The sequence below is a fragment of the Nocardia sp. NPDC019323 genome, from assembly GCF_044389845.1.
GTDB classification, from domain to species: domain Bacteria; phylum Actinomycetota; class Actinomycetes; order Mycobacteriales; family Mycobacteriaceae; genus Nocardia; species Nocardia implantans.
The window spans coordinates 108,031-121,720 of sequence record NZ_JBIRYN010000008.1; the positions used below are offsets into that span (position 1 = coordinate 108,031).

Sequence of the window (13,690 nt, forward strand, 5' to 3'; positions counted from 1 at the left end):
TCGAGTTGCTCGGGCAGGCCGTCCAGGGCGGTGCGCCAGAAGTCGAGCTGCCGCTCGGTGTCGGCGAGGTCGGCCTGCCAGAGCGTGTAGTCGGCGTACTGCACCGGCAGGGGGTCCCACGCGGGCGCGGCGGCGGCCCGGCGCGCCGAGTAGGCGGTCATCAGATCCTCGGCCAGCGGTCCGAGCGAGAATCCGTCCGCGGCGATGTGGTGCAGCACCAGGGCGAGCACGTGCTCCGTGCTCGGCGCGCCGTCGATCGCGAACAGCGCGGCGCGCAGCGGGGTGTCGGTGGTCAGATCGAACGGCGCGGCAGCCAGCTCCCGAAGCCTATCCGGCACAGCGGTTTCGGCCAGTCGAGTGACGGGAAGTCCGGGCGCGGCTTGCGGCAGGACCCGTTGTTCGGGCCCCTCCGGACCGTCCGGGTAGACGGTGCGCAAGATCTCGTGCCGGGCGGCCACGTCGGCGAGAGCGGCGGTCATCGCCGCGATGTCCAGTTCACCGGACAGGCGCAGCGCGACCGGGATGTTGTCGATCGCGTCGGCGGCGGCGGCTTGCTCGGCGGCGTGGAAGCGGTTGACGAACCAGACGCGCTGCTGGGCCGGCGACAGCGGGACGCGCCGCGGCCGCGGGCGGGGGCGCAGCGGGACGCGTCCGCCCTCGCCTCGATGCGTTTCGGCGCGGACGGCCAGCGCGGCGACCGTCGGCGCGTCGAACAGCGCCCGCACCGGTATCCGGGTATCGAGCGCGGAGCCGAGCCGGGCCACCACCCTGGCGGCGGTGAGCGAATTGCCGCCCAGGGCGAAGAAGTCGTCGTCCAGGCCCACCCGTTCGACGCCGAGCAGCTCACCGAACGCGGCGGCGACGAGCCGCTGCACCGGTGTGGCGGGCGCACGGAACCGCGCGGGCTCCGCCGCGGGCGCCGGTAGGGCGCGGCGGTCCAGCTTGCCGGAGGCGTTGACCGGGAACTCGGGCAGGACGACGTATGCCGAGGGAATCATGTACGCCGGTAGTCGCCGGGTCAGCGTCGCTTCGAGCGCCCCGAGCTCGAGGTCCGCGCCGGAGGCGGGCACCAGGTAGGCGACGAGCCGCTCGCCGGTCCCGGCGTCGTCGCGCACGAGCACGACTGCCTGCGCGATTTCGTCCAAGCCGGTCAGCGCCTGTTCGATCTCGCCGAGCTCGATACGCAGACCACGCAACTTCACCTGGAAGTCGGTACGGCCCAAGTACTCGAGCTCACCGTGCTCGGTCCAGACCACCAGGTCGCCGGTGCGGTACATCCGCGCACCCGGCTCACCGAACGGGTTCGCGACGAACCGGTCACTCGTCAGGTCCGGGCGCGCGACATAGCCACGGGCGAGCTGGACGCCCGCGAGGTACAGCTCACCCGCGACACCCACGGGAACCGGGCGCAACCGCGCATCCAGCACGAACACCTGCGTGTTGAACACCGGAGCACCGATCGGCACCGTCTCGACATCGGCATCCACGACCTCGTGGAAGGTGACGTCGACCGCCGCTTCGGTCGGACCGTACAAGTTGTGCAAGGACGCGCCGGTCAACTCCCGCAAACGATGCGCGGGCTTGGGCGGCAACGCCTCACCCGAGGCGAACACCAACCGCAACGAACCACACTGCGCCGCAGCCACATCAGCAACGAACACCGCGAGCATCGACGGCACGAAATGGGTAACCGTCACCCGCTCGGCGCTGATGACCTCAGCCAGATAGGCCGGGTCACGATGCCCATCCGGCTTCGCCACCACCAACCGCGCACCGATCTGCAACGGCCAGAAGAACTCCCACACCGACACATCGAACGTCGCGGGCGTCTTCTGCAACACCACATCAGCCGGCGTCAACCGGTAGGCAGTCTGCATCCACACCAGGCGGTTGACGATCGCCGAATGCGGAACCGCCACACCCTTCGGACGACCCGTCGAACCCGACGTGAAAATGACATAAGCGCAGTTCGACGGCGTGAGCGTGCCCAGCCGATCCGCGTCGGTGAGCGGCGCACCGGCGTAATCGCCGGTGTCGAACAGATCGACATCCAGCACCGCCCACATCCCGGCGTCCCGGCCGGACAGGTCGAGCCCGTCCACGGAGCGGGTCAGCACGCAGACCGGACGCACCGTCCGCAGCATGTCGGCGATCCGTTCGGCCGGATGCTCCGGATCGATGGGCACGTAGGCTCCCCCGGCCGCGAGCACCGCGTACAGGGCGATCACGAGATCGGCCGACCGCCGCATGCCCACCGCCACCGGCTGGTCCGGCCGCACGCCGACGGACACCAGCAGCCTGCCCAACCGGTGCACCCGGTCCGCGAATTCGGCGTAGGTGAGCGATGCGCCGTCGCAGGTCACCGCGACCGCTTCCGGCGTCAGCGCCGCCTGCGCCTCGAACAGCGATACGAGCGTCGCGCCCGGATCCACCGGATGCCCGGTGGCGTTCCAGGTGTCCAGGATGCGGGCGCGCTCCCCTGGGCTCAGGACGTCGATCGCGCCGACGGGCGCCTGCGGGTCGGCGGCCACCGCGTCCAGCACCCGGCGCAGGCGCAGCGCGAACGACGCGACGGTGGCCGGGTCGAACAGATCGGTCGCGTATTCGAAGACCGCCGCGAGACCGGACTCGTCCTGGGCCACCGACAGGTGCAGATCGAATTTGGCCGTGCCCGTGTCGATGTCGAGCCCGGATGCGGTCAGGCCGGGCAGCTCGAGTTCGGTGCGCGCGGTGTTCCGCAGGTCCAGCATCACCTGGAACAACGGGTGCCTGGCCGCCGACCGCTCCGGCGCGAGCACCTCCACCAAGCGCTCGAACGGCGCGTCGGCGTTCGCGAAAGCGGCCAGGTCGCGATCGCGCACCGCCGCGACCAAGCCGGCGAAGGTCAGCTCGGGACGGACGTCGGCGCGCAGCACGACGGTGTTCACGAACATGCCCACCAGTTCGTCCAGCGCCCGCTCACCGCGACCGGCCACCGGGGTGCCGATCACGATGTCCTGCTGTCCGGACAATCGGGCCAGCAGCGTGGCGAACGCCGCGTGCAGCACCATGAACAGCGAGGCGTTCGCTCCGTCCGCGAGCGCGCGCAACCGGCGCAGCGTCGCGGCATCGACGGTGAACGCATGGCGCGCGCCGCGACCCGACGCGACGGCCGGGCGCGGCCGGTCGGCGGGCAGCGTCGTCAGGTCCGGCAGACCGGCCAGCTCGCCCTGCCAGAACCGGATCTGCTCGGCCAGCATAGAACCGGAGTCGTCCTCGGAACCGAGTGTCTCCCGCTGCCACAGCGCGTAGTCGGCGTACTGGACGGCAAGCGGCGTCCATTCGGGTGCTCCGCCCGCGTGGCGCGCGGCGTAGGCGCGCATGAGATCACGGGTGAGCGGTGCGAGCGACCAACCGTCGGCGCCGATGTGGTGCAGAGCGACGACGAGCACATGGTGCTCCGCGCCGACGCGCAGCAGGACGAGGCGCACCGGCGGCTCGCGATCCACCCGGAACGGCGTGGCCACCAGTTCCCGAATCCGCTCGGTCAGCCGCCGCTCGTCGATCGACTCCGCCACCAGCGCGACCCGCGCCTCCCCGACCGGAAGCGCCAGTTGATACGGAATGCCGTCCGCGGCCGGGTAGATCGTGCGCAGGGACTCGTGCCTGGCGAGCACGTCGAGCACCGCGTCGGCCAGCGCCGCCTGGTCGAGCGCGCCGCGCAGCCGGATGGCAGCCACCAGATTGTCGGCCACCGAGTCCGCGTCGAACTGGTTGAGGAACCACATGCGCTGCTGCGCGTAGGACAGCGGGATCAGCGCGGGACGCGGCCCGGCGACCAGCGGCGCCCGTTTGCGCGCCCGGCCGCAGGACAGGTGCGCGGCCAGCGCGGCCACGGTCGGGTGCTCGAACAGCGCCCGCACCGGCACTTCGGCGTCCAGCGCGTCCGCCAGGCGGGCCGCGATCTGCGTGGCGACCAGCGAGTTGCCGCCCAAAGCGAAGAAGTCGTCGTCCGAGCCGACCGGATCGACGCCGAGCATCTGCCCGAACACCGCGGCGACGGCCCGCTCCGCCGGGGTGCCCGGCGCACGGAAGGCCCTGGTGACCGGCACGGGATCGGGCAGCGCCTTGCGGTCCAGCTTGCCGGAGGGAGTCAGCGGCATCGCGGCGAGCGGGACGTACGCGGTGGGCACCATGTACGAGGGCAGCACGGGGCGCAGCCGCCGCTCCAGCTCCGCGGTTAGCCGGTCGGGGGCGATCGCGCCGACCACGTAAGCGGCCAGCGTCTGCCCGGAGGGCTGCGCGACGATCCGGACCGCCGCCGCGCGCACGTCGTCCATGGCGAGCAGGGCGGCCTCGATCTCGCCGAGTTCGATCCGCTGCCCGCGCAGCTTCACCTGGAAATCGCCGCGGCCCAGGTACTCCAGTGCGCCGTCGCGGCGGCGGCGCACCAGATCACCGGTCCGGTACATCCGGCTGCCCGCCGGTCCGTACGGGTCGGCGACGAAACGCTGTGCGCTCAGGTCGGCGCGGCCGTGGTAGCCGCGCGCCAGCTGCACGCCGGACAGGTACAACTCGCCGACCACCGCGTCCGGAACCGGTCGTAACCGATCGTCGAGGACCATGGCCCGGCTGCCCGGCACCGGAAGCCCGATCGGTGCGGGACCGCTCGCGGCCGGGTCGACGGGGGCGTGCGTCGCGTGCACGGTGAATTCGGTGGGGCCGTAGAGGTTGTGCAGCCGCGCGTGACTCACCGCGGCGAACGCGGCGGCGGCCTCACCGGTCAACGCCTCCCCCGCGACCAGCACGGTGCGCAGGGACGCGATCTCCTCCGGCGCGGCGGCGCCGGCGAACACCGTGAGCACGGACGGAACGAACGAGGTCATCGTGACGCGGTGCGCGGCGATGGTCGCGGCGAGATACCGGGGATCGCGGTGCCCGTCGTGGTCGGCCACCACGATCCGCGCGCCCCGGGTGAGCGGCGCGAACAGCTCCCACACCGACACGTCGAAGGTGGCAGGGGTCTTGAACAGCACGACGTCGCCCGCGGCGATCCGGTATTCCTCCGCGATCCACTTGATCTGATTGACCGCCGAAGCATGCTGCACCGCCACGCCTTTGGGACGTCCGGTCGATCCGGAGGTGAAGAGGACGTACGCCGCGCACGCCGCGCGCAACGGGGCGAGGCGATCCGCGTCGCCGACCGGCGCGGCGGAGTATCCGGCCACCGCAGGGGCATCGGCCGTGACGACCGGCGTCGCGGGGAGGCCCGCGAGCGCGCACCGATCGGCGAATTCGGCCGCCTCCGCTCGCGAGCGAGTGAGCACGCACGTCGGGCGGGCCGCGGCGATCACCTGGGCGATCCTGGCCGCGGGCTGGTCCGGGTCCACCGGCACGTACCCACCCCCCGCGGTCAGCACCGCGTACGCGGCCACCACGAGATCGACCGAACGCCGCATGCCGAGCACGACCAGCCGCTCGGGGCCGACGCCCGCGGCGATCAGCCGCCGCGCCAGCCGGTTGACCGCGCCCGCGAGCTGCGCATAGGTCAGCCGCCGCTCGGCGTCGAGCACCGCGACCGCGTCCGGCGTGCTGCGCACCTGCGCCTCGAACGCGTCCAGCAGAGTCTCCGCCGGGTCGTGCGCAGCCACGGGAGCCCGCCCGGCCTCCAGCGCGCGGGCTTGCTCGTCCGGGTCGAGCAATGGCAGGTCGCGCACCGCGATCGCGGGATCAGCGGTGATCGCCCACAAGAAGCCGATCAGCCCGCGGACGTACCCCGCGATGGTGGCTTCGTCGAACAGATCGGTGGCGTAGGTGAATTCCGCGGGAACGCCCGCCGGTGCCGAACCTTCCCCGAGTCCGGCGCCGGCGGCGTTCTCGGTGACCGTGAGCTGGAGATCCAGCTTGGTCACTCCGGTGTCCAGGGTACTGGTGACGACCGACAGTTCGGGCAGTTCGAAGGCGATTGCCTCGGCATTGTCGAAGGCGAGCAGCACTTGGAAGAGCGGATGGCGCGCCTGCGAGCGCGGCGGATCCACCGCCGCGACCACCCGCTCGAACGGCAGTTCGGCATGGCCGAAGGCGGCGAGGTCGCCCGCGCGCACCCGCGCCAGCAAGGCGGTGAACGGCTCGGCCGCCTCGACCCTGGTCCGCAGCGCGAGGGTGTTGACGAACATGCCGATCAAGTCGTCGAGCGCGCGGTCGCCCCGGCCGCCGACCGGGGTGCCGATCACGATGTCGTCGCCGCCGGACAGCCGCGCCAGCAAGGCGACCAGCGCGGCGTGGGTCAGCATGAAGGAGGAAACGCCGCGCGCGCGGGCGAGTTCGCGCATCCGGGCGACCAGTTCGCCGGGGAACTCGAAGCCGAACACCGCGCCGCGACCGGAGGCCACCGCGGGGCGGGGCCGGTCGGCGGGCAGGTCGAGCTGGTCGGGCGCGCCCGCGAGCGCATCGGTCCAGAAGGACGACTGAGCGGCCGCGAACGATTCGTCCGCGGAGCCGAGCAGTTCGTGCTGCCACAGGCTGTAGTCGGCGTACTGCACCGGCAGCGGAGCCAATGCGGGCGCGCTGCCGCCGCGCCGCGCCCCGTAGGCGGTCATCACGTCGCGGGCGAGCACGCGCAGCGAGAGCCCGTCGGCGGCGATGTGGTGCAGGACCAGCGCGAGCGCGTGGGTGCCGTCGTCCACCGCGAAGATGCGGGCCCGGATCGGGATCTCGCGTTCCACGTCGAAGCCACCGGCGGCGAACGCCCTCAGCCGCCCGTCCAGCTCGGCGGCGGCGATCGCCTCCGGCGCGCCCGCCACCTCCGCCGCGGGCAGCACCACTTGCCGTGCCGCGGGACCGGTGCCGTCGCCCGGCAGCGCGGGGAAGATCGTGCGCAGCACCTCGTGGCGGATGACCAGATCGTCGAGCGCCTGCCGCAGTGCGGTGACGTCCACCGCGCCACGCAACCGCACCACGAACGGCATGTTGTAGCTCGCGCCCGGCTCGAAACGGTTCAGAAACCAGATGCGCTGCTGCGCCGGGGAAAGCGGAACCAGCGGCGGCCGTGGCCGTGCCCGCAGCTGCGCGACCAAGGACGCGCCGCCGGATCCACCGGCCCGCTCGACGACCCCGGCGAGTTCGGCCACCGTGCAGGCGGCGAACACGTCGCGGACTCCGAGCGGGCAGTTCAGGTCGGCGGACAGCCGGGCGGCGACCTGCGTGGCCACCAGACTGTTTCCGCCGAGTGCGAAGAAGTCGTCGTCGCGACCGACCAGCTTGTTACCGAGCACTTCGGCGAACACCCGCGCGATCGCCCGCTCCACAGGGGTCGCGGGCGCGGTGTAACCGGTGGAAGCCCTGCTCGGAGCCGGTAGGGCGGCGCGATCCAGCTTCCCGGAAGCGTTCACCGGCAAGGTGTCCAGCAGCACGTAGGCGGCGGGCGCCATATATCCGGGCAGCGCTTCGGCCGCCGCCGCGCGCAGCCGTTCGGTCCGCACGGCTCCCGGCCGCGCCGCGACGACGTAGGCCACCAGTTGCGCGCCGACACCCGCGTCGTCGCGCGCCACGACCACCGCGCGATCGACCCCGTCCACCCTGGCGAGCACGGCCTCGATCTCGCCGGGCTCGACGCGCAGGCCGCGCAGCTTCACCTGGAAGTCCGTGCGTCCGAGGTATTCCAGCTCCCCCTGCGGGGTCCACCGCACCAGGTCACCGGTGCGATACATCCGGTCACCGGCCCGCGCGGGCCCGGCCGGGCCGCCGAACGGGTCGGCCACGAACCGCGCCGCGGTGAGCTCCGGCCGCGCCACGTAGCCCCGGGCGAGCTGTACCCCCGACAGATACAGCTCACCCGGCGCCCCGACCGGCACCGGCCGAAGCCGCGAGTCGAGCACATAGAGCCTGGTGTTGAACACCGGCGCACCGATCGGCACCGAGAGGGTATCGGTGTCGGTGACTTCGTGAAAGGTGACGTCGACCGCCGCTTCCGTCGGACCGTACAGATTGTGCAGGCGAACGCCGGTGAGTTCGCGCATCCGCTGGGCCAGCGCCGCGGGCAGGGCCTCCCCGGAGGCGAACACCGTGCGCAGCGGCGTGCGGAACGCGGCGGGCTGATCGGCGAGGAACGCCGCGAGCATGGAGGGTACGAAATGCGCTGTGGTGATGCCATATTCGTCGATGACGCGGCGCAGATAAGCGGGATCGCGGTGCCCGTCCGGCTGGGCGAGCACCAGCGTCGCGCCGATCTGCAACGGCCAGAAGAATTCCCACACCGAGACGTCGAACGTGGCCGGAGTCTTCTGCAGCACAACGTCTCGCGCCGATAGTCGGTAGGTCTGCTGCATCCACACCAACCGGTTGACGATCGCGCGGTGGGTGATGGCGACGCCCTTGGGCAGACCGGTCGATCCGGAGGTGAAGATCACATACGCCGGGTGCTCCGGCCGCAGGGCCGCGACTCGTTCCCGGTCCCATATCGGCCCCGTCCCGGCCGTCTCGTCGGCCTGGTCCACCCGCACCACCGGCAGGCCGGACAGCTCCGGCGGCAGGTCGTCCCCGGTGATCAGCGCGCACGCCGGACGGGCCGTCGCCAGGATGTGCGCCGTGCGCTCCGGCGGGTGGTCCGGGTCGAGCGGCAGGTAGGCGCCACCCGCGGCGAGCACCGCGTACATCGCGATCACCAGTTCCGGCGAGCGCGGCAGGTGCAGCGCAACCAGCGTTTCCGGCCCGACGCCCAGCGCGATCAGCCTGCGGGCGAGCCCGTTGGCGCGCGCGGCGAGCTCGCGGTAGGTGAGGTCGGGCGCACCGGCGGCCCGCAGCGCCACCGCGCTCGGCGTGCGGGCCGCCTGCGCCTCGAACATCGACACCAGCGTCGCCACGGGAGCGAAGCCGGGCCCGCGACCCGGCAGCCGCGCTTCCACGTCGAATCCCGTCTCGTTCCAGATCCGGGTGCTGACCTCGAGTTCCAGCTCGGTCGCGACCTCGACCGCGGCGAGCGCGGTGTCCGGCTCGGTGGCGACCAGGCGCTCCAGGTAGCGGAGGAACCTGGCGTGCTGCCGTGCGACGTCGTCGGCGGTGTACAGGTGCGGATTGGCCTCGAAGTCCACGTGCACGCGGTCCAGGTCGCCGTAGTAGACGTTGAGGCTCAGGTCCTCGACCGGGCCGGTGGACAGCACGTGGTACCGCCCGGCCGTGGCGCCGAGGGTCAGGTCGCTGCGGAACAGCATGATGTTGGCCAGCGGCCCGAAGAGCCCGCGCCGCGCCGGACCCGCGGCGCGCTCGGCATCCCGCTGGATGTCCTCGTGGCGGTAGCGCTGGTGGCGCAGCGCCCCGGCGACCTCGACGCGGGTGGCGCGCAGCAACGCGCCCCAGCTGCCGTCGACCGGCAACCGCAGCGGCACGATGTTCGACAGCATGCCCGCCGAGCGCCGCAGCCCCGCGGTGGTCCGCGCGGTCACCGGCAGGCTCAGCACCGCCTCGTCCCGGTCGGTGAGCCGTCCCAGATAGGCGGCGAACGCCGCGAGCAGCACCACCGCGAGCGTCGAATCCTGGCTCGCGGCAAGGGCGTTCATCCGCTCGACGAGCTCGGGCGCGAGCCCTCGCCCCGCGGTGAGGTTGGTCGCGCGGCGGTGCGCGCGGCGACCGGCGAGGCTGGTCGCTCCGTCCAGCCCGGCCACCCGCCCGGCCCAGTGCGCGCGATCGGCCTCGAACCGGGCGCTGCTGCGGTAGGCGAGTTCGGACTGGGTCAGGGAGGCGAGGGTGCCGGGCCGCACGGGTTCGGGTTCGATGCCGAGCACCCGCGCGGTGTACCGCTCGGCCACCCGCTTGGTGTTGGTGAGCGCGCCGTAACCGTCCAGCACGATGTGATGGGCCCGCAGATACCAGAAGTACCGCTGCTCGGCGACCCGCAGCACCGCGCCCGCGAACAGCCGGTCGGCGCGCAGGTCGACCGGCGCGCTCGCGTCCGCGCGCATCCAGGCGTGCGCCGCGGCCACCGGGTCGGTCTCCTCCCGCAGGTCGATCAGCGGGATGTCGACCGAGAGGCCGAAGTCGACGCACTGGTGCGGCACCCCGCCGGATTCCCCGATCCGCACCAGCACCGACTGGTACTCGCGGGCCGCTTCGACCGAGACCTCTTGCAGCAGAACGGCATCCAGCTCACCGCGCACGTCCACGTACTGCGCGACGTTGACCGGCACGTCCGGCTCGAGCAGCTGCGCGTACCAGACACCGAGCTGCGCGGGCGCCAAGGCGAACGGCTCGGCGGCCCCGGACGGCTTCGGCCCGACGGAACGCGGCGGCAACGCGCTGGCCCCACCCAACTCCGTATCGTGCACCAGAGCCTCCTACTCGGCGGAAAAGCGGCTGTCCGAACGCTTTCGAGCAGCACGAACAAGCCGCTGCGCCCGGCTGCCCAGCCCGGACGCATGGCGTCGGCCACCACGTGGATTCGATGAGAGCGCGAGCGGTGCTCGGGCACGCTCGCGCGGAAAGCCGCCAATCCTCCAACGTCATCGCCGTGGAGCGAGCGCCACGGCTATGTCAGCTACGTCACACGGTCCTGATCCGTGCAGTGCGAACATTAGGCGCTTCGTTAATAAAAAGGAACAATTTGCACTAAAAACTTCTGGACGGTCGTCCAGCGCGGCTACCAGGGCCGGAAGTCCAGGCAAAGCGCGATGCGCGATCGCGGACGACCGCGGCGACACCGATGGCTGTGCAGATTATGAGCCGAAACGTTGCATTCGCGTTGCATCGGCGCCGAGACGGCGGTCCAGCACCCGGATCTTGGCCTCGATCTGCGCGTACAGCGGCGAGTCGCGATCGACCGTGGCGCGGTAGGCGGCCCATGCCGCGGCGTCGTCGCGACCCTCAGGGCACGCGGTCCACCGGCGCAGCACCGCGGCGTCGCCCGAAGCCAGTACCGCGGTGCGCAATCTGACCCGCAATTCGTCGCGAATGTCGATGATGCCCGGCGCGGTCGAGCGCGGCAGCACCGGCCCGGCATGGAGACGTAATGCGGAATCGACATCACCGGAGTCGAGCGCGGCGCGCAACGCCTCCACATCGGTTGCGACCGGAACACGCAAACGGTAGGGGCGCGAATCGAACACGGCCGGTCCGACCACCGCACGCAACCGGGACACGGCCGCGCGGATGGTGCCGTTGTCCAGATCGGTGTCGTCGAGCAGCAGCGCGAGATGATCGGCGCCGAGCCCCTCCGGATGTTCGGCCAGCAGCAGCAGGATCTCGGCATGCCGCTGCGACAGGGGCACCCGGTCCTCCGCGACGCTCAGTTGCGGCTGCCCGAGACCGAGCACGTCGAGCGCGAGCCGGCCGGCCGGGTGCGGCTGCGCCGGGTCGCGCCTGCCGCCACCGTCCGCGCGACGCTCGCCGGAGCGCATCGCGGTGAGCAGCAGGTCCATCTCCGCGGCCGTCGCGGTGGCTTTGACCAAGGCGAGGATCTCCGGTTTCGCCACGCGGACACCGCCTGCGATCATCAGCACCCCCACCAGCCTGCCGTCCGGATCGTGCACCGGCGCCGCCGCTCCGGTGATCTGATGCATCCGGTGCAGGAAGTGCTCCGGGCCGTGGATCCACGCGGCGCGCCCGGTGCGCACCACCAGGCCGACCGCGTTCGTCCCGATGCGGCGTTCGCTCAGGTCGTCACCGGCGCGCAGGCCGATCTCCGCGGCGGCCGCGACCTGCTCGGCGCCGCCGTGCACGGACAGCACCCGGCCGAACTGATCGGCCACCACGACGATCAGACCCGTTCTGGCCGTGTCTTGTACGAGCAGTTTGTCGATCAGCGGCATGAGCGCGGCCATCGGATGCGCCTGGAAATAGCGCTGCAGGTCGGCGCCGCGCAGACCGCGGCCGTCGACCGCGTCCATCGGGTCGATTCCACCGCGCAGACTGCGCAGCCAGGACTCCAGCACGGCGGGACGCAGCAGACCGGCGAGGCGGGCAAGTTGATCGCCACCCGCGCCGAGATATCCGTGCGCCTTCGCGGCGTAGACTTCGAGCGCACCGAGTTGGGCGCCCGGCTCGACGCCCGGCCGTGGGGGTCGCCCACCTGCGATGTTGCTGACCATTTGCCTTTCTTTCCCGCCCCAAACTGTACCGGCGCATTCGAAGCGGCAACGACCGATGTTGGGCTTTGTCCGCCAGGTCACACCCGGTGCGCATCCCCGAACATTGTGACCGAACCGTCTTTCACTTCATGCCGACAGGTGTGCGGCCGCTTTTTCCGCGATCATCATGGTCGTAGCCTGCGGACCACGACCGAGTGGCACCGGGACCACGGACAGATCCACCACGGACAACCCGGTAACTCCGTGCACCCGGCACCGCTCGTCCACCACGGCCGCCGCATCGTTTTCCCGGCCCATTCGACAGGTGCCGGACAAATGTTGCGAGGTGGCGAGATTCGCGCGTAACCAGCCGTCCAGATCCGCCGGTCGCGGAATCGGATCGACCGGCCGCGCGTTCATTCGTCGCAGCAGCCCGCCGGCGGTCGCCACCGCGTCGCGTAATCGGGCGCGGTCCGCTTCGGCGCTCAAGTAGCGATAGTCGATCAGCGGGGCGGCGGCGGGGTCGGCCGACCGCAAGCGCAGCACCCCGGAGGATCGCGGACGCATCAGGGTGACGCCGAGCCGGTGCACCCCGGGCGTGAACGACACGGCGTACGGCCGGATTTCGACATCGTCGACTTCGAGCACCGTCTCCAGCGGGACGGTCGGCGGTTGGGCCACGTTCAGCAGGTAGGAGATGCCCACTTCCGGATGGTCGCTGAGCCAGGCGCCGACCGGAGCGGCGTGCACGACCGGGATGCCGAGGGAGCGCGACTGTTCCGGGTCGCCGATGCCGGAGCGCAGCAGCAGCGTGGCCGACTCGATCGCGCCCGCGCACAGCACGATGCGGTCGGCCCACTCGACGCCGCTCTCGCCGTCGCGGACGTACTCCACGCCGACCGCCCTGGTTCCGTCGAAGCGGACGCGCGTGACCAGCGTTCCCCCGGCGACGCTCAGGTTCGGGCGGGCCAGCGCGGGCAGCAGATAGCCGATCGAAGGACCGATCCGCCTCCCCTCATCGCAATTGCACGGCACCGCGCCTACTCCCTCACCGCTGCCGGGCGCATTGAGGTCGGGTATCTCGGCGAATCCGGCCGCGCGGCAGGCCTGCTCGAACGCCGCGCTCACCGGCGCTGGAGCCGAGCCGCGCACCACGGGGATCGGGCCGCGATCGCCGTGCCAGGGCTGCGCGCCGAAGTCGAGGTCGCGTTCGATCCGGCAATAGAACGGAAGCACGGCGTCGAACGACCAGGCGTCCGAGCCGCCGAGCGCCCGGCTCCATGCTTCGAAATCCGCCACCGTGGCGCGGACGAAGTACCCGCCGTTGACCGCCCCCGAGCCGCCGATCACCTTGCCGCGCACGATGGTTGCCGGCACCGGCGGGTCGTCGGCGAGGACCACCTCGTACCGCCACAGCCATTCCGCCTCCGGACCGATCGGCAGCGCCGCGGCGGCGAGCAGTTCGGCGGGCATCGCGTCGCGGCTGGTCCACAATCGCCCCGCCTCGAGCAGCCGCACCGTGTGCGCCGGATCGGCGCTCAACCGCTCCGCCAGGACACACCCGGCGGTACCGCCCCCGACGATGAGCGTGTCGGCCATTCGGACTCCCGTCTCAGTATCTCGTCGCGGTCCGCGTCGCCGGGAAGCGGCGCGGC

Annotated in this window: 3 protein-coding genes (1 of these 3 cut by a window edge); all 3 read right to left on the minus strand. The window is 71.8% G+C overall.

What is annotated here, in order from left to right:
* A protein-coding gene (locus ACH49X_RS26155; RefSeq protein ID WP_357206510.1) for a non-ribosomal peptide synthase/polyketide synthase crosses the window boundary here: on the minus strand, positions 1-10,298 show its 5' portion. The gene continues 7,483 nt to the left of window position 1, outside the view; only the first 10,298 of its 17,781 coding nucleotides appear in the window; it begins with the start codon at positions 10,296-10,298; its stop codon lies off the left edge, out of view.
* Positions 10,299-10,685: 387 nt separating this feature from the next.
* Positions 10,686-12,056, minus strand: a complete 1,371-nt coding sequence (locus tag ACH49X_RS26160) for a GAF domain-containing protein (RefSeq protein ID WP_195078284.1) — start codon at positions 12,054-12,056, stop codon at positions 10,686-10,688.
* Between the two features lie 126 nt (positions 12,057-12,182).
* Entirely contained in the window at positions 12,183-13,634 is a 1,452-nt protein-coding gene (gene mftG, locus ACH49X_RS26165) for a mycofactocin system GMC family oxidoreductase MftG (RefSeq protein WP_195078283.1), read from the minus strand.
* Between the last annotated feature and the right edge of the window lie 56 nt (positions 13,635-13,690).

Bases quoted from the DNA above. Each gene is read 5' to 3' on its own strand.
- ACH49X_RS26160 (WP_195078284.1), bottom strand. From the start codon at position 12,056: ATGGTCAGCAACATCGCAGGTGGGCGACCCCCACGGCCGGGCGTCGAG.
- mftG (WP_195078283.1), bottom strand. From the start codon at position 13,634: ATGGCCGACACGCTCATCGTCGGGGGCGGTACCGCCGGGTGTGTCCTG.